15 protein-coding genes and 2 riboswitches are annotated in these 15,776 nt (G+C 68.2%); of the genes, 11 read left to right on the forward strand and 4 right to left on the reverse strand.

Features of this window, described 5'->3' with window-relative positions:
• The first annotated feature begins 235 nt into the window (after positions 1-235).
• Positions 236-1,309 carry a 3-deoxy-7-phosphoheptulonate synthase gene (locus LRM18_RS08375; protein ID WP_049470944.1) on the forward strand — a complete coding sequence of 358 codons (1,074 nt, stop codon included), beginning with the start codon at positions 236-238 and terminating at the stop codon, positions 1,307-1,309.
• A gap of 184 nt (positions 1,310-1,493) precedes the next feature.
• On the opposite strand, the gene LRM18_RS08380 is transcribed toward LRM18_RS08375, so the two are convergent.
• On the reverse strand, positions 1,494-2,111 hold the full coding sequence (locus LRM18_RS08380; RefSeq protein WP_005411215.1) for a trimeric intracellular cation channel family protein: 618 nt from the start codon (positions 2,109-2,111) through the stop codon (positions 1,494-1,496).
• Positions 2,112-2,195: 84 nt separating this feature from the next.
• Positions 2,196-2,299: riboswitch (glycine riboswitch) on the reverse strand.
• Between the two features lie 13 nt (positions 2,300-2,312).
• Positions 2,313-2,402, reverse strand: a riboswitch (glycine riboswitch).
• Between the two features lie 40 nt (positions 2,403-2,442).
• Here LRM18_RS08380 and LRM18_RS08385 point away from each other — a divergent pair.
• The 3 genes from LRM18_RS08385 to LRM18_RS08395 all read left to right on the forward strand — a co-directional run bounded on the left by LRM18_RS08385 (position 2,443) and on the right by LRM18_RS08395 (position 3,680).
• Complete coding sequence (locus tag LRM18_RS08385; RefSeq protein WP_197639736.1) at positions 2,443-2,718, forward strand: GIY-YIG nuclease family protein; 276 nt, start codon at positions 2,443-2,445, stop codon at positions 2,716-2,718.
• A gap of 71 nt (positions 2,719-2,789) precedes the next feature.
• Complete coding sequence (locus LRM18_RS08390) at positions 2,790-3,221, forward strand: nuclear transport factor 2 family protein (protein ID WP_270953484.1); 432 nt, start codon at positions 2,790-2,792, stop codon at positions 3,219-3,221.
• 3 nt (positions 3,222-3,224) lie between these two features.
• Positions 3,225-3,680: a hypothetical protein gene (locus LRM18_RS08395; protein ID WP_270953486.1), complete on the forward strand. Its 456-nt coding sequence runs from the start codon at positions 3,225-3,227 to the stop codon at positions 3,678-3,680.
• 98 nt (positions 3,681-3,778) lie between these two features.
• Here the strand turns inward: LRM18_RS08395 and LRM18_RS08400 are convergent, their stop codons facing one another.
• Positions 3,779-5,059, reverse strand: a complete 1,281-nt coding sequence (locus LRM18_RS08400) for an NAD(P)/FAD-dependent oxidoreductase (protein WP_270953488.1) — start codon at positions 5,057-5,059, stop codon at positions 3,779-3,781.
• Between the two features lie 123 nt (positions 5,060-5,182).
• Between LRM18_RS08400 and LRM18_RS08405 the strand changes: the two genes are divergently transcribed.
• Together LRM18_RS08405 and LRM18_RS08410 are read left to right on the forward strand one after the other, a co-directional pair.
• On the forward strand, positions 5,183-5,962 hold the full coding sequence (locus tag LRM18_RS08405; protein WP_049470953.1) for an NYN domain-containing protein: 780 nt from the start codon (positions 5,183-5,185) through the stop codon (positions 5,960-5,962).
• A 111-nt stretch (positions 5,963-6,073) separates the two neighbouring features.
• Positions 6,074-6,694 carry a glutathione S-transferase gene (locus tag LRM18_RS08410; protein WP_049470955.1) on the forward strand — a complete coding sequence of 207 codons (621 nt, stop codon included), beginning with the start codon at positions 6,074-6,076 and terminating at the stop codon, positions 6,692-6,694.
• 88 nt (positions 6,695-6,782) lie between these two features.
• Here LRM18_RS08410 and LRM18_RS08415 read toward each other — a convergent pair whose 3' ends face one another.
• On the reverse strand, positions 6,783-8,960 hold the full coding sequence (locus LRM18_RS08415) for a primosomal protein N' (protein WP_270953491.1): 2,178 nt from the start codon (positions 8,958-8,960) through the stop codon (positions 6,783-6,785).
• A gap of 412 nt (positions 8,961-9,372) precedes the next feature.
• Between LRM18_RS08415 and LRM18_RS08420 the strand changes: the two genes are divergently transcribed.
• The 4 genes from LRM18_RS08420 to sppA all read left to right on the forward strand — a co-directional run bounded on the left by LRM18_RS08420 (position 9,373) and on the right by sppA (position 14,569).
• Positions 9,373-10,383, forward strand: a complete 1,011-nt coding sequence (locus LRM18_RS08420; protein WP_270953493.1) for a hypothetical protein — start codon at positions 9,373-9,375, stop codon at positions 10,381-10,383.
• Complete coding sequence (locus LRM18_RS08425) at positions 10,376-10,960, forward strand: DUF3106 domain-containing protein (RefSeq protein WP_049470960.1); 585 nt, start codon at positions 10,376-10,378, stop codon at positions 10,958-10,960. Before LRM18_RS08420 ends, LRM18_RS08425 begins: the two co-directional genes overlap by 8 nt.
• 207 nt (positions 10,961-11,167) lie before the next feature.
• Positions 11,168-12,532, forward strand: coding sequence for an MATE family efflux transporter (locus LRM18_RS08430; RefSeq protein WP_049470962.1), 1,365 nt, complete (start codon positions 11,168-11,170; stop codon positions 12,530-12,532).
• Positions 12,533-12,646: 114 nt separating this feature from the next.
• Complete coding sequence (gene sppA, locus LRM18_RS08435) at positions 12,647-14,569, forward strand: signal peptide peptidase SppA (RefSeq protein WP_049470964.1); 1,923 nt, start codon at positions 12,647-12,649, stop codon at positions 14,567-14,569.
• Between the two features lie 99 nt (positions 14,570-14,668).
• Here sppA and LRM18_RS08440 read toward each other — a convergent pair whose 3' ends face one another.
• Positions 14,669-14,881: a hypothetical protein gene (locus LRM18_RS08440; protein WP_049470965.1), complete on the reverse strand. Its 213-nt coding sequence runs from the start codon at positions 14,879-14,881 to the stop codon at positions 14,669-14,671.
• A gap of 111 nt (positions 14,882-14,992) precedes the next feature.
• On the opposite strand from LRM18_RS08440, the gene LRM18_RS08445 reads away from it, so the two are divergent.
• Positions 14,993-15,769: an SDR family oxidoreductase gene (locus LRM18_RS08445; RefSeq protein ID WP_049470967.1), complete on the forward strand. Its 777-nt coding sequence runs from the start codon at positions 14,993-14,995 to the stop codon at positions 15,767-15,769.
• The last annotated feature ends 7 nt before the right edge of the window (positions 15,770-15,776 follow it).

Raw genomic sequence — 15,776 nt, forward strand, 5'->3', positions numbered from 1 at the left:
CCCCAGTTGCGGATGAAACATTTTGCACTGCGCAAAAGCTGTGCTATCAATAGATCCCATGAACGCAGCCGCTACCCGCTTTTACTGGTATTACTTTCCGAAGCCACTGGCGGAGGAAGGACTGCGCTCACCCTGAAGAAAGCTTCAGACGCATTCCCGAAAGCCGCCAGCGAACCTGGCGGCTTTTTTCATGTCGCCACGCTGGGGACCCCCAACGTTCCGGAGATCTCCCCCAATGCCCCCGCACACCGACGACCTGCGTATCCGCACCATCGAACCGCTGACACCGCCCGCCCAGCTGCTGGCGATGCTGCCGTGTGACGATGAAGCTTCCGACACCGTCAGCGCCTCGCGCGCGGCCCTGCACCAGATCCTGCACGGCCGTGACGACCGCCTGGCCGTGGTGGTGGGCCCGTGCTCGATCCATGATCCCAACGCCGCCATCGAGTACGCCCAGCGCCTCAAGCCGCTGCGCGACGCGCTGGCCGGCGAACTGGAAATCGTCATGCGCGTCTACTTCGAGAAGCCGCGCACCACGGTGGGCTGGAAGGGCCTGATCAACGATCCGGACCTGGACGGCAGCTTCAGGATCGACAAGGGCCTGCGCATCGCCCGCGGCCTGCTGCGCGACATCAACAAGCTCGGCCTGCCGGCCGGTGTCGAGTTCCTCGACGTGATCTCGCCGCAGTACATCGCCGACCTGGTGGCGTGGGGCGCGATCGGCGCGCGTACCACCGAAAGCCAGGTGCATCGTGAGCTGGCCTCGGGGCTGTCGTGCCCGGTCGGCTTCAAGAACGGCACCGATGGCAACGTCAAGATCGCCGCTGACGCGGTGGGGGCGGCGTCCAATCCGCATCACTTCCTGTCGGTCACCAAGCAGGGCGGCACCGCCATCGTGTCGACCACCGGCAACCCGGATTGCCACGTGATCCTGCGCGGCGGCAAGCAGCCGAACTATGACGCAGGCAGCGTCGGCGAGGCCTGCCAGGTGCTGGCCAAGGCCAAGCTGCCGACCCGGCTGATGATCGATGCCAGCCATGCCAACAGCCTGAAGAACCCGGAAAACCAGCCGAAGGTGATCGACGACATCGCCGCTCAGCTGGAAGAGGGCGAACAACGCATCGTCGGCGTGATGATCGAGAGCCATCTGGTCGGTGGCCGCCAGGAACTGGTGGAAGGCCAGCCGCTGGTCTACGGGCAGAGCATCACCGATGGCTGCATCGACTGGGATACCACGGTGACGGTGCTGGAGCGACTGGCTGCTGCCGTGCGCGCCCGTCGTGACGTAAAGGTGTCCGAAGCGGCCTGATGGAAGCCGCCTGAGCGCGGCACGTGTGTGGATGGCGGCCAGCGCCTGCGGGGGTGCGGCCGCGATCAGGGCCGGTCGGAGTTGGAGACCGGCCCGTCTGCACCGGCGATGCGCCTGGCGCTGCGCATGAGCGACAGCGCCAGGTCCATCGCCGGGGTGGTGCGGGTCCCGGCGAAGACGCTCCTCAATGCACTTCGTCGTGGTACACGAACTTCGGCATTTCCCAGCGGTAGTGGATGGCCAGCAGGCGCAGCGCGAAGCCGCCGCCCAGGCAGCACAGGATCGCGGTGGCGTCGGCCACGCCCCAGTGCAGCAGCAGCAGGTAAGCGGCGCCGGTCAGCAGCGCGATGATCGCGTACAGCTCCTTCTGGAAGATCAGCGGCACCTCGTTGCAGAGGATGTCGCGCAGCACGCCGCCGAACGCGCCGGTCAGCATGCCGGCGATCAGCACGATCGGCATCGCATGGCCGGCTTCGCGCGCGATCGAGCAGCCGATCAGGGTGAAGGCGATCAGGCCCAGTCCGTCGAGCACCAGGAACGTGCGGCGGAAGTGGTGCATCCAGCGTGCGACCCAGGTGGCGATCAGCGCCGCGCATACGGTGAAGCCCAGGTACTCGGGATGCTTCACCCAGCCCAGCGGGTAGTGGCCGAGCAGGATGTCGCGCAGGGATCCACCACCGAGGGCGGTGACGCAGGCGATCATGACCACACCGAACAGGTCCATGCGGCGGCGGCCGGCGGACAGTGCGCCGGTCATGGCTTCGGCGGAAATCGCAATCAGGTAGATGATGGACAGCAGCATGGGACAGGCTCCGGGCGCGGTGGGGCCGGCCATGCGCGACGACCGCCACTGCCTGCGCAATGACGGGATGACGATGACCGGTGCCGCTCCCGCTGTCCTTTTGCCTGAGAGTTCAGCGGCGTAGGCCGCGTGCCCCTTCGGCGGATCGTCCCGGGCGTGCCCGGTGACCTCTCTCCAGCTCGGCGAGTCGAATGCATGGTTGGTGGGATTCCAGCCCACCGGCCTGAGCGATCATGGGAGCCTGCGCCTTCGGCGGGCGCCAGCGCGGCGCCTCTCTCCTGCATTCGGGCGCCAGTATATCCGCTGCAGTGCAGCACGGCATAATCCGGGCATGGCCCCGTCCCTCCGCCCGTGGTTTCTGTACCTGCTCGAATGCCGCGATGGCAGTTATTACGCCGGCATCAGCACCGATGTGGAGGCGCGATTCGCCGCCCACCAGGCCGGCAAGGGCGCACGCTATACCCGGGCCCGGCCACCGCTGCGCGTGCTGGCCGTGCGCGAGTACCCGGACCGGGCCGCCGCCTCGCGGGCTGAGTGGCAACTCAAGCAGCAGCCCCGCGAGCGCAAGCTGGCCTGGCTGCAGGAACCGGTCGAGACGCTTCTGTAGATCCACGCCCTGCGTGGATGGGCTACCCGGCCCATGCGATGATCACCCCGCGCCCAGAGCTGGAGACCCGGATGTCGACGATCGTCCTGCTGTTCGCTCTTTCCGCAGCAACGAGCCCTGCCGCCGACCCGGCCACCCTCGCGGCCATCGAAGCCACCTGCCACGACTACGTCGATGGCCAGCTGGAGGCCGACCCGCAGCGGGTCGCCCACTCCCTGCATCCGGACCTGGCCAAGCGCGCGGTCCTCGGCGATACACCCGACGAACGCCTCGGCCTGCGCCGGATGTCGAAGGAAGAACTGGTCTCGCTGACGAAGCAGGGCGCGTTGAAGACGCCGCAGGATCAATGGGACCGCCGCTGCACGGTGCTGGACGTGACCGGCAACGCCGCCTCGGTGCGATTGGAAACGCCGTGGTTCGTCGACTACTTCCACATGGGCCGCTTCGGCCAGCGCTGGGTCATCGTCAACGCGCTGTGGTACCCGAAACCGAAGGCGCAGTGAGCGATGCGTGCCGCCGGCAACGCATGGATCTCCGTCGTCGTGCTGGTCGCCGGTATCGCGCTGCTGCCTGGCCTGCTGTATTTGCTAGGGCTGGCATTCGTGGACGGTCGGCCGAAGCCGGCGGACCGCGTGCCCAGTGGTGTGGCCGCATGCAGCGGTGAACCACGGGCGGGATACCAGCCGATGAATCCCTGGCACTTCACTGCCCAGTTCTTCGACAAGGACGGAATGAAGAAGAAGGTGCCTGAAGTGGAGCGGGAGGCCTTCTGGATTGCCCGGCGCCACCTGTGGCGGCAACCACAGCGCGGCATGCTGCGCTGGCATCTCAGCAGTACCGCATTGACGATCTGGATCACCCGGCATTGGAGTACCGCGCAGATTGCCGATACTGCGAGAAAGGAGGATTTCTGCCGGACCTGGTCGAAACGGCGGGTCCCCGGTGGCCCGATGAGCAAGTAGAGCCTAGAGCCACGCCATGCGTGGAGGGTGTTGACGGGGTCAGTGCCCTTTCCTGCGGAAAGGGAACCGACCGCGCAGCAGCCGGCCAGCGGCCGGCACTACCGTCGGGGCCGACGGTCTTCTTGGTCATCACCGAAGATGATGCGCGCACTGCGCTGGTAGCTCCAGTACGCCACGGCCCAGTTCAGCAGCACCACGATGCGGTTGCGGAAGCCGATCAGGAAGAACACGTGCGCGGCCAGCCAGAACCACCAGGCCAGCACGCCGGACAGTTGCAGCCGTCCCAGGTGCACGATCGCGGCCATGCGGCCGATGGTGGCCAGGTTGCCGTAGTCGGCGTACTTGAACGGGCCGGGTGCGGGCGTGCCGTGCAGGCGTGCGCGGACCACCTCGGCCACGTACTTGCCCATCTGCTTGGCCGCGGGCGCCACGCCGGGAACCGGCTTGCCGTCGGCCTGGCTCAGTGCGGCCAGATCGCCGGCCACGAACAGCTCCGGGTGATCGGGCAGGGTCAGGTCCGGTTGCACCTGCACGCGCCCGGCGCGGTCCAGTGGCACGTCCAGCGTGCGCGCCAGCGGTGAAGCGGCCACGCCGGCGGCCCAGACCACGGTGCGTGCCGGCACGAACTGGTCACCGAGCGTGAAACCCTGGCTGTCGATGTTGCTCACCGGGGTCCCGGTCAGCACTTCCACGCCCAGCTTTTCCAGCTGCCGGCGCGCCTTCAGCGACAGCACTTCCGGGAACGAGGACAGCACGCGTGGGCCGGCCTCCACCAGACGCACCTTGGCACTGGCCGGATCGATATGACGGAACTCGTTGCGCAGCGTGTGGCGTGCAATCTCGGCCAGGGTGCCGGCCAGTTCCACACCGGTCGGGCCGCCGCCGACGATGGCGAAACTCAGCCACGCCGCCTTCTTGGCCGGGTCCGGCTCGGCCTCGGCACGCTCGAACGCCAGCAGCAGCTTGCGGCGCAGTGCGATGGCATCGTCCAGCGTCTTCAGCCCGGGCGCATCGTCGGCCCACTGATCGTTGCCGAAGTAGGCGTGGGTGGCGCCGGTGGCCAGCAGCAGGCTGTCGTAGTCCAGCGTGCTGCCATCGGCCATGCGGATCTGCCGGGCCTGTTTGTCGATGGCCACCACTTCGCCGAGGCGGACTTCCACATTGCGCTGGTGGCCGAGGATGTGGCGCAGGGGTGCAGCGATATCCGGTGCGGACAGGCCGGCGGTGGCCACCTGGTACAGCAGCGGCTGGAACAGGTGATGGTTGCGACGGTCGACCAGGGTGATGCGTATGCGTTCGCGGGCCAGGGCACGGGTGGCCCAGAGACCGGCAAAACCGCCGCCGACAACGACCAGGTGGGGAACGCGCTCGCGACTCATCGACTCACTCCAGTGGGGGCATTGGGGGAAGCGCCTGGCATCTTCGCACGGCGGCCACCTGTCACGTCAGCGCCCGCGTGGATCGGCGATACTCGGATTCAGGCAACCGCCCGCGAGGAATCCATGAGCGAACCGGAAAAGCGCATCGCCCTGTTGATTGACGCCGACAATGCGCCGGCCTCGAAGATCGACGAGGTCCTGGCCGAAGTCGCCCGCTATGGCGTGGCCAACGTGCGCCGTGCCTACGGCAACTGGAAGAGCCCGCGGCTGAAGGGCTGGGAAGCGGTGCTGCATGAGTATGCGATCCGCCCGATCCAGCAGTTCGCCTACAGCAAGGGCAAGAATGCGTCGGACATGGCGATGGTGATCGATGCCATGGACCTGTTGTATGCGCGCAACCTTGATGGCTTCGCCATCGTCTCCAGCGATGCCGATTTCACCCCGATGGTGATGCGCCTGCTGACCGATGGGGTGAAGGTGTATGGCTTCGGCGAAAAGAAAACTCCCGAACCCTTCGTCAACGCATGCTCGAAGTTCACCTACCTGGAAGCGCTGGGCCAGACCCACGCCAGTGTGCCGGATGCCGAGCAGGCATCGAGCGAACAGGCATCCAATGAGCCCGTCGCCAATGACGATGCACGCCCGCGCAAAAGCGGCGCGGAGATGCGCAGCGACACGCGGCTGGTGAAGATGCTGCGCCGCGCGGTGTCTGCGGCCGAGGGCGAGGATGGCTGGTCGCACCTGGGGCCGGTCGGCAGCCAGATCGGCAACCAGGCCTCGTTCGATCCGCGCAATTATGGCTACGGCAAGCTCAGCGATCTGCTGGCGGCCATCGGCCTGTTCGAGCTGAAGAAGGATGGCAAGTCGTCCTACGTACGCGCGCTGCCGAAAAAGAACCGGTAGTGCCGGCCGCTGGCCGGCATGCTGCAGATGCCAGATCCCGCACCCGGCACGCACATCACCCACCGATCAGGCGTATCGTTGCCGCTCGCATTGCCAGCAAGGAAAACCCGCATGTTGAAGATCTGGGGCCGTCGCAATTCCAGCAACGTCCGCAAGGTGCTGTGGTGTGCCGAGGAGATCGGCCTGCCGTACGAATCCATCGAAGTCGGCGGCAGCCACGGCGGCACGCAGACGCCGGAGTACCAGGCGATGAATCCCAACGGCCTGGTGCCGGTGATCGAGGACCACGGCCTGCCGCTGTGGGAATCGAACACCATCGTGCGTTACCTGAGCGCGCGCTATGCGCTGGGCACGCTGTACGCCGAGGACCCGATGGAGCGCGCGCAGGCCGAAAAGTGGATGGACTGGAGCACCTCGCGGATGGCGCCGCTGTACAGCGACCTGGTCTGGGGCATCATGCGCACCGCGCCGGCCGACCGTGACGAAGCGCGCATCAACGCGGCCATCGTCCGTGCCGGTGACTACCTGGCGATGGCCGACGCCACCCTGGCCACGCAGCCATGGCTGTCGGGCGGGACGTTCGCGATGGGCGACATTCCGCTCGGCTCGCTGGTGTACGCCTGGTATGAACTGCCGATCCAGCGCCCGGACCTGCCGCACCTGGCCGAGTGGTATGCGCGCCTGCGCGAGCGACCGGCTTACCAGCGCGGCGTGATGTCGCCGCTGACGTAAGCGAAGGCGTTGGGGTCAGAGCCCTTTTCCGCGATCCGACCCCAGGGCATCGGGGTCGGATCCCACCCGACGGGTGGGCTCTGACCCCTCAATACAGATCCATCGGATCCACATCCAGCGACCAGCGCACCTTGCGGGCTTCCGGCAGCGCGTACAGCTGCGGTACCAGTTGCGAAAGCACGCCATGCAGGGGCGGTCGCTGCAGGGCCGACAGCAGCAGCTGCGTGCGCTGGTAGCCGGCGCGGCGTGGCATCGGTGCGGGCATCGGCCCGTAGGCCTCGACCACGTCCTGTTCGCCCAGCAGCTGCCGCGCGGCCAGCAGGAATGCGTTGGCATGCTCGACCTGCTGCGCTTCAGCACGCATCAGCGCCAGATGCGCGAATGGCGGGAACCCGGCCGCTTGGCGCTGGTTCAACTCGGCCTGCGCAAACGGGTGGTAGCCACCGCTGACCAGGGTTTCCAGCAGTGGATGCCCGGGGTGATGGGTCTGCAGCCAGACCTCGCCGGGGTCACGTGCACGCCCGGCGCGACCGGCCACCTGGATCAGCTGCTGGGCGAGTTTCTCGCTGGCGCGGAAATCGGCCGAGAACAGTCCTTCGTCGATGCCCACCACCACCACCAGGGTCAGCTTGGGCAGGTCGTGGCCCTTGGCCAGGATCTGCGTGCCGACCAGGATGCCGGGTTGGTCGCCCAGTTTTGCCAGCTGCTGTTCCAGCGCGTCGCGTCGCGAGGTGGTGCCGCGGTCGATGCGCACCACCGGGAAGTCGGCGAAGGCGGCGGTGAGGTGCTCTTCCAGGCGTTCGGTGCCGATGCCCTGCGGCTGCAGCGCCAGGCTGCCGCAGGCCGGGCACGCCAGCGGTGCCGGCTGCCGCGCGCCGCAGTGGTGGCATTGCAGGCGCCGGCCCCCGCCATGCACGGTCATCGGCGCGTCGCAGCGCTGGCACGGCGCAGTCCAGCCGCAGTCATGGCACAGCAGCACCGGCGCGTAGCCGCGGCGGTTCTTGAACACCAGCACCTGCTGGCCACGCTGCAGGTGCTCGCCGATGCCGGCCAGCACATCGGCCGAGAGGCCGTCATGCAGCGGCCGCTTGCGTACGTCGAGGATACGCACGCGCGGTGGCCGCGCATCGCCGGCACGCTGCTTCAGGCGCAGATGGGTGTAGCGGCCTGCGTAGGCGTTGTGCAGGGTTTCCAGCGAGGGCGTGGCGCTGCCGAGCAGTACCGGAATGCCCAGCGCCTTGGCCCGGACCAGGGCGAAATCGCGCGCGTGGTAGCGGATGCCATCCTGCTGCTTGTAGCTGCCGTCGTGTTCCTCGTCGACGATCAGCAGGCCGGCCTGCGGCAACGGCGTGAACACCGCCGAGCGGGTGCCGACGATGACCCGCGCTTCGCCGCGAGAGGCCGCTGCCCAGACGCGCGCGCGCTCGTTGTCGTTCAAGCCCGAATGCAGCGCATGCACCGCAATGCCGAGGCGGCCGCGGAAGCGCGCCAGGGTCTGTGGGGTGAGGCCGATTTCCGGCACCAGCACCAGCGCCTGCCTGCCGTGCGCCAGGCAATGGATGATCGCCTGCAGGTAGACCTCGGTCTTGCCGCTGCCGGTCACGCCATCGAGCAGGAACGGCTGGAAGCCTTCGGCGGCGGTGATCGCGGCCACGGCGGCGGCCTGGTCCGGGTTGAGGGTAGGGCCCGGCAGCGGCTGCGCGTGTTGGGGCGCCACTGCCAGCGCGACGCGCTCGGCCAGGGCGCGCTTGGCCAGGCTGCGTGCGGCAGTGCGCCAATCCTCCATGCGTTCGCCCAGCACGTCTTCATCGACGATGGCGTCGGCCAGCAGTTCGGCCAATTGCCGCGGCCGGCTGCCGGCGCGCAGCGTCGCACGCTGGGCATGGCCCTCGGCTGTCAACTGCCAGCCCCAATGGTGGGTGTCGGGGAGGGCCTCACCATGCCGCAGCGGACCGGGCAGGGCGGTGCTGACGACCTCGCCCAGCGGCGCGTGGGTGTAGCGCGCCAGCCATTGCAGGCTTTGCCACAGCTCGCCCTGCAGCAACGGCTGCGGGTCGCACCACGCCAGGGCCTGGCGCAGCCCCTGCCCGTCGTCCGTCTGGCCGTGGCCGGTCACGACACCGACCAGCTCCCGGTTGCCGAACGGCACTTTCAGGCGGCAGCCGACCGCAATCGCAGGGCCATCGCCTTCCGGTGGCAGGTAGTCGAACAGGCGCGGCAGCGGGACGGGCAGGGCGACCTGCAGGGTCGGAATCGGTGAAAGCATCGGGCCAGTGTACCGGGCCATGCGCGCGCGGATGGCAGCGGACGGGGCGACCGGACGACGTCCGTTGAATCATAAATGTCACCTAAATATCGGTGTCCATTGGAGATTCAGTCTTATCCACATGTTCTGTGGATAACGTTGTGCGTTACCGGCCAGCGGACGCGCAGGAAGCCGATGGCGACGGCCTCACGCTCGGGTTGGTCAAAAAATCGCCACACAGCAAAAACAATCAAAATCAACAACTTATGTGTGAAACAAAGCTGAAACAGAGTGAATTCAGGCGGATGCCGCAGTTTTCCCCGAAACCTGCGTGGTGCTGTGCACAACCTGCAGCACGAAGTGCCGGTGGGCGCAAGTCCTACGGGCGTCGATTGCCTGCCGCTATCATGCCGGCAGACCTCTGGAGTGACCGATGACGGCTGTGCCCGCCCCTGTTTCCTCGACCGCGGCCGGCGCGCTGTCGGCGTTCCTGCGTGGCGTCGAGCGCCGCGCCCTGGTGGTGGCTGAACTGCAGTGCGGCGACGCCGCCCGTGCCGAGCAGACCCTGGTCGCGGCGATGCGCGCGTTCGCGGCCGTTGCCAGCGACCTACCGATGGCGCAGTGGCCGACGCGCTTCTGGACCCTGCTGGGGCAACGCCAGGCACTGCGCGAGCCGGTGGGCGGGCAGTGGGCCGCGCCGTTGGCCGCGCTGGGCGGAATGGCGCCGCTGCCGCGCCTGGCGCTGCTGCTGCGGGTGGGCGGCAGCCTCGACGAGGGCATTGCCATGCGCGTGCTCGACCAGGACGAGGCCGGCTACCAGCACCTGCTGGCTGACGCGTGCCCGCGTGATGCCCATGGCCAGCCAGACGCCGCGGCCTGGCGCCAGCTGGCCGAGCAGGTGCAGGCGCGTATCCGTGAACTGCCGGCCACGCGCCTGCAGCAGCTCCAGCAGCCGGCCGCACCCGCCGCGCACAACGAGGCGCCCACGTCCAGCTGGCGCGCTCCCCAGCGCGACGAGCGGGCCACCGCCCACGCCAACGCCAAGCGCCGTCGGGCGAGTGCCAAGCCGCGCTGGCGCGGTCCGCTGATCCTGCTGGCGACCGTGGCAGTGCTGCTGGCCGCGGCGCTGGGTTGGCGCTACCTGCAGGGGCATTCCATCGGCAGTGATGCGCCGCTGCCGGAGGGCGTCGTGGGCGAAGCCGGTCCGGTGACCGTGGAAGCGCTGCCGCCGAGCAAGGTCAATGCCACGCCGGACGCGACCCACGCCCAAGCCCATGACGACGCAGCGATGCTGGCCGATCGTGACTACCCGCTGGTCGCCGATGCCGACCTGTATGCGTGGACCGCCGCCGGCGGCCCGCTGCCGGTGGACGAATCGCAGTCCAGGCCAAGCCGGCCGGAGCCGGCCAGTGCCGCGCTGGAAACCGCTGCCGCCGATGAATAAGTCCATGTTCGCCAGCCTGCTGCTGGCCCTGCCGCTGTCCCTGTCCGCCGCACCGCAGTCGTTGAGCGTGCCGTTGCCGCCACCGGTCCCGGGCAGTTCGCCGGCCACGCCGGCGTCGGCCGCTGCTACTCCAGCCCCTGCGGAGTTCGCCCAGCTGGATGCGCAGCAGCAGCGCCAGCGCCGCGCCGACTACGCCGCCTGGCGCGCATTGCCGGAAGCCGAGCGCGAGCGCATCCGCCAGGCCGCCGCGCGCTTCAATGCGCTGCCGGCCGATCAACAGCAGCGCATGCGCCAGCAGTTCCAGGCACAGGACCAGGCGTTCCGCGACGGGTGGCGGCTGGGCCCGCAGCTGGGCCTGGAGTTCCCCAAGCTGCACGGACTGTTCGGATTCGTGCCGCCTGAGCAACGCGAGTCGGCGCTGGCCGTGCTGCGCCAACTCAGCCCGGCGCAGCTGGCCCAGCTGACCCTGGTCGCGCAGCGCACGCCGCCGCAGGAACGCGATGCGGTACGCAGCGCCTTCCTCGCGGTACCCGCCGCCGAACGCGACAGCTGGCTCAAGCGCCAGGCCGGCCAGTAGAAAAAGGGGACGGAGGGGATTAAGTCGTATCAGGCCAGTCAGTGCCGAATGCGACTTAATCCCCTCCGTCCCCTTTTTGCTTGGGGCAGCCGCAACCCGGCATTCACGCCATGTCATGGGAATGCACGCGCTGCCCGCGTAAGATGGGCGCCCGCAACCCGGTGCCTGTGCCCTTCGCGCGCAACCGCAGTTCGCGTCAAGCACCTTATGTCTACTGCAACCTCCACGCCGCGCTTCAGCAAGGAAGTCGGCGCCACCGGTCTGCTCGCCCTGCCGCTCGTGCTGGGCCATGTGTCCACCGGTCTGATCTCCTTCGTCGACAACGTGATTGCCGGCCACCACGCCACGGCCACCCTTGCCGCAGTCACCATCGGTACGGCGCTGCTGTGGCTGCCGATGCTGATTCCGATCGGCACCCTGATCTCGCTCACCGCCTCGGTGTCGCAGCTGCACGGCGCTGGCCGCGAGCGCGAGATCGGCCCGCTGTTCCGCCAGGCACTGTGGCTGGCGCTGGGGCTGGGGCTGATCATGTTCACCTTCCTCACCGTGGTGCCACCGCTGCTGCCGTCGTTCGGCATCGCGCCGGACATCGTGCCGGGGGCGACCGCGTTCCTGCACGCGGTGCGCTGGGGCGGGCCCGCGCTGACCCTGTACTTCTGCATGCGTTACCTGAGCGAAGGCATGCACTGGACGTTGCCGACCATGCTGCTCGGCTTCGGCGGCCTGCTGGTGCTGGCGCCGATGGGCTACGTGCTGGCCAACGGCAAGCTCGGTTTCCCGGAACTGGGTGCGGAAGGCCTGGGCATCGCTTCGGCGGTGATGATGTGGCTGCAGGCCACGGCGTTTGCCCTCTATCTGTGGCGCACCAAGCGCTTTGCCCACCTGCAGCTGTTCTCGCATTTCGAAGGGCCGCGCTGGAAGGCGATCTGGGAGCTGCTGCGCACCGGCCTGCCGATCGGCATCACCGTGCTGATGGAAGGTGGCTTGTTCATCGTCACCGCGTTGCTGATCGGTCGCCTGGGTGCCAATGAAGCGGCGGCGCACCAGATCGCGATCAACGTCGCGCAGCTGTGCTTCATGATTCCGATGGGCGTGGCCGAGGCCACCACCGTGCGCGTCGGCCATGCGGTCGGCCGTGGCGATGGCTTCGGCGTGCGACGCGCGGCCTGGGCCGGTTACGCGATCATCATGGGCACGCAGACGCTGTCGGCGGCGGTGCTGCTGTTCGGCCACGACGCCATCGTCGGCGTGTACACCAACGACCTGGCGGTGGCCGGGCTGGCCTCGACCCTGCTGCTGTACGCGGCCACCTTCCAGTTCCCGGACGGCATCCAGGTACTGTCGGCCGGTGCGCTGCGCGGCCTGAAGGACACCCGCGTGCCGATGTTCATCGCCATGTTCGCGTACTGGGGCCTGGGCATGCCGCTCGGCGCCGGGCTCGGCCTGGGGCTGGGCATGGGCCCGCAGGGCATGTGGATCGGCCTGATCGTCGGCCTGACTGCCGCTGCCATCCTGATGGGCTGGCGCCTGCGCCGCAGCAGCCTGCGCATCGGCCAGTCGATGCTGTCCTGATCGTCCCGCCCGCCTGCCCACCCATGGCGGGCGATCCCCTGACTTGTGTCCGATGCCGCATCACGCGGCAACGGCTATGCTGGTACCACGGCAAGAAGCCATCCGGAGCGTTCCATGAATCAACCCGTGCCCCCGCTGCCCCCGGCGCGTCGCAATCCCGTCGCCAGTTTCTTCATCGGGCTGTGGGACGTCATGAACTTCACCCGCCGGTTGATCCTCAACCTGGTGTTCTTCGGCCTGCTGTTCCTGCTGCTGGTGATGTTCGTCATCGCCGCCGGCATGGGCGCCGGTGCCAGCAAGTCGCTGCAGGACCGCACCACGCTGGTGATCGCGCCGGAGGGCCGCCTGGTCGAGCAGTTCAGCGCCGATCCGGTCAGCCGCGCGCTGGCCAAGGCGGTGGGTGACAACGGTGCCGAAGAGATCCAGCTGCGCGACCTGCTGCGGGTGATCGAGTCGGCCAAGGAAGACAAGAAGATCGAGCGCGTGGTGCTGGAACTGGACAAGCTGCAGCCGTCCGGCTTCGCCTCGCTGCGTGAGGTGGCCGCCGCGCTGCAGGACCTGCGCGCGTCCGGCAAGCAGCTGGTGGCCTACAGCGAGAGCATGGGCCAGTCGCAGTACCTGCTGGCCGCGCAGGCCGACGAGGTCTACCTGGACCCGATGGGCTCGGTCGTGCTCGAGGGCCTCGGCCGCTACCGCCAGTATTTCCGCACCGGCCTGCAGGACAAGCTGGGCGTGGACGTACACCTGTTCAAGGTGGGCGAGTACAAGTCCGCAGCCGAGCCGTACGTGCTCGACGCGGCGTCACCGGCCTCCAAGGAAGCCGACCTGTTCTGGATGAACGACGTCTGGCAGCGTTACCTGGGCGACATCGCCAAGGCCCGCCGCCTGGATCCGGCACAGCTGGCCGCCGGCATCGACACGCTGCCGGAAGGCATTGCCGCCGCCGGTGGCGACCTGGCCAAGTTCGCGCTGCAGCAGAAGCTGGTGACCGCGCTGAAGACCCGCGAGGAATTCGAGGATCTGATGATCGAGCGCGGCGTCGCCGACGACGATGCCGACGGCGGTTTCCGCAACGTCGACTTCGGCCGTTACCTGGCCCTGCTCGACGCCCGTCGCAACCCGGTGGACTCGCGTCCGCAGGTGGCGGTGGTGGTGGCGTCCGGCGAGATCAGCGGTGGTGACCTGCCGGCCGGCCGCATCGGTGGCGAGTCGACCTCGGCGCTGCTGCGTGCCGCGCGTGACGACGAGAACGTGAAGTCGGTGGTGCTGCGGGTGGATTCGCCCGGTGGTGAAGTGTTCGCCTCCGAGCAGATCCGTCGTGAAGTGGTGGCCCTGCAGGCCGCTGGCAAGCCGGTGGTGGTGTCGATGGGCGACCTGGCCGCCTCCGGTGGCTACTGGATCAGCATGAACGCCGATCGCATCTATGCCGATCCGTCGACCATCACCGGTTCGATCGGCATCTTCGGCATGGTGCCGAACTTCAGCCGCGCGCTGGACAAGATCGGCGTGCACACCGACGGTGTCGGCACCACCCGTTTCGCCGGCGCCTTCGACGTTACCCGTCCGATGGACCCCGCGGTGGGCCAGGTCATCCAGACGGTGATCAACAAGGGCTACGCCGACTTCACCGGCCGTGTCGCCGACGCCCGCAAGAAGCCGGTCGAGGCGGTGGACGAGGTCGCCCGCGGCCGCGTGTGGAGCGGTGCACAGGCCAAGGAACGCGGCCTGGTCGATGCCTTCGGTGGCCTGAAGGATGCGGTGGCCGACGCGGCCAGCCGCGCCAAGCTCGGCAAGGCCGATGCCTATCGCGTGCGCTACATCGAGAAGGCGGCCACGCCGTTCGCGCAGTTCGTCAGCGGGTTCGCCGGCAGCCGGGCCGGTGCGTGGATGCTGGCCGATTCGGGCGTGGCGCGGATGATGCTGGCCCGCACGATGCCGGACGTGGATACGCAGCTGCGCTTCGTCGAGAATGCCGCCCGCGAGAAGGGCAACGGTGCACCGGTGAAGGCGCTGGCGTACTGCTTCTGCGGGTTCTGATCGGCAGCAGTAGTGAATGAAAACGCCCGGCTCAGGCCGGGCGTTTTTCGTTGATGGGGCCGGACCCCTCTGCAGCGCATAGGGCTCTGACCCGACAGGTCACTGCGTCGCGTCAGCCTCGGCCTTGCGCTCGCTCGCAGCGGCGTCATCGACGGTCTTCTGCACGCCCTTGGCACGGTCCAGCGGCTGCTGGATCGCGCGTGCCATGGCCTGCGGTTCCGGCGGCTTCTCCGGGTTCGGCGTGGGCGGGCGCTGGCAGGCCGACAGCAGCACGGTGGCCAGCAGGGATGTGGACAGGATCAGGATGCGCATGGCGGCACTCCGTGATGGGCGTGCGCGCAGTGTCGCATCTACCGCAGGCGGCTGCCGTGAGCGCGTATCCTTGTGGCATCGGAACACAGTGGGCCCGGCCCCGGAGGACACATGACCCAGCAACGGTGGCGCCTGGACGGCCAGACCGCCCTGATCACCGGCGCCAGTGCCGGCATCGGCCTGGCCATCGCGCATGAACTGGCCGGGTTCGGTGCCGACCTGATGATCGTCGGCCGCGATATCGACATGCTGGAGACCGCGCGCGACGAGTTGCTGGACGTATATCCGCAGATGCAGGTCCACGCGCTGGCCGCCGATGTCTCCGATGACGAAGACCGCCGGCAGATCCTGGACTGGGTGGAAGACCACAGCGATGGCCTGCACATCCTGGTCAACAACGCCGGTGGCAACGTCACCAAGGCGGCCACGGAGTATTCCGAGGACGAATGGCGCCAGATCTTCGAGACCAACCTGTTCTCGGCCTTCGAGCTGTCGCGCTACGCGCACCCGCTGCTGGCCCGGCACGCGTCGTCGTCGATTGTCAATGTCGGCAGCGTTTCCGGCCTGACCCATGTGCGCAGTGGCGTGGTCTACGGCATGAGCAAGGCGGCGATGCACCAGATGACCCGCAACCTGGCCGTCGAATGGGCCGAGGACGGCATCCGGGTCAACGCGGTGGCGCCCTGGTACATCCGCACCCGGCGCACCTCCGGCCCGTTGTCGGACCCGGACTACTACGAGGAAGTGATCAACCGTACGCCGATGCGCCGTATCGGCGAGCCGGAGGAAGTGGCCGCCGCCGTCGGCTTCCTGTGCCTGCCGGCGGCCAGCTACGTCACCGGCGAGTGCATCGCAGTGGATGGCGGCTTCCTGCGCTACGGGTTCTGATCTTCCA

Origin of the sequence: Stenotrophomonas sp. PI_27 (assembly GCF_027854495.1) — a bacterium.
Classification (GTDB): Bacteria; Pseudomonadota; Gammaproteobacteria; order Xanthomonadales; family Xanthomonadaceae; genus Stenotrophomonas; species Stenotrophomonas pavanii.

What these genes read in the sequence shown, in the direction of transcription:
- LRM18_RS08395 (WP_270953486.1), top strand. Translation starts at nt 3,225, where the DNA reads ATGCGTGCCGCCGGCAACGCATGGATCTCCGTCGTCGTGCTGGTCGCC.
- LRM18_RS08400 (WP_270953488.1), bottom strand. Translation starts at nt 5,059, where the DNA reads ATGAGTCGCGAGCGCGTTCCCCACCTGGTCGTTGTCGGCGGCGGTTTT.
- LRM18_RS08430 (WP_049470962.1), top strand. Translation starts at nt 11,168, where the DNA reads ATGTCTACTGCAACCTCCACGCCGCGCTTCAGCAAGGAAGTCGGCGCC.
- LRM18_RS08415 (WP_270953491.1), bottom strand. Translation starts at nt 8,960, where the DNA reads ATGCTTTCACCGATTCCGACCCTGCAGGTCGCCCTGCCCGTCCCGCTG.
- sppA (WP_049470964.1), top strand. Translation starts at nt 12,647, where the DNA reads ATGAATCAACCCGTGCCCCCGCTGCCCCCGGCGCGTCGCAATCCCGTC.
- LRM18_RS08445 (WP_049470967.1), top strand. Translation starts at nt 14,993, where the DNA reads ATGACCCAGCAACGGTGGCGCCTGGACGGCCAGACCGCCCTGATCACC.
- LRM18_RS08390 (WP_270953484.1), top strand. Translation starts at nt 2,790, where the DNA reads ATGTCGACGATCGTCCTGCTGTTCGCTCTTTCCGCAGCAACGAGCCCT.
- LRM18_RS08420 (WP_270953493.1), top strand. Translation starts at nt 9,373, where the DNA reads ATGACGGCTGTGCCCGCCCCTGTTTCCTCGACCGCGGCCGGCGCGCTG.
- LRM18_RS08375 (WP_049470944.1), top strand. Translation starts at nt 236, where the DNA reads ATGCCCCCGCACACCGACGACCTGCGTATCCGCACCATCGAACCGCTG.
- LRM18_RS08425 (WP_049470960.1), top strand. Translation starts at nt 10,376, where the DNA reads ATGAATAAGTCCATGTTCGCCAGCCTGCTGCTGGCCCTGCCGCTGTCC.
- LRM18_RS08380 (WP_005411215.1), bottom strand. Translation starts at nt 2,111, where the DNA reads ATGCTGCTGTCCATCATCTACCTGATTGCGATTTCCGCCGAAGCCATG.
- LRM18_RS08440 (WP_049470965.1), bottom strand. Translation starts at nt 14,881, where the DNA reads ATGCGCATCCTGATCCTGTCCACATCCCTGCTGGCCACCGTGCTGCTG.
- LRM18_RS08385 (WP_197639736.1), top strand. Translation starts at nt 2,443, where the DNA reads ATGGCCCCGTCCCTCCGCCCGTGGTTTCTGTACCTGCTCGAATGCCGC.
- LRM18_RS08410 (WP_049470955.1), top strand. Translation starts at nt 6,074, where the DNA reads ATGTTGAAGATCTGGGGCCGTCGCAATTCCAGCAACGTCCGCAAGGTG.
- LRM18_RS08405 (WP_049470953.1), top strand. Translation starts at nt 5,183, where the DNA reads ATGAGCGAACCGGAAAAGCGCATCGCCCTGTTGATTGACGCCGACAAT.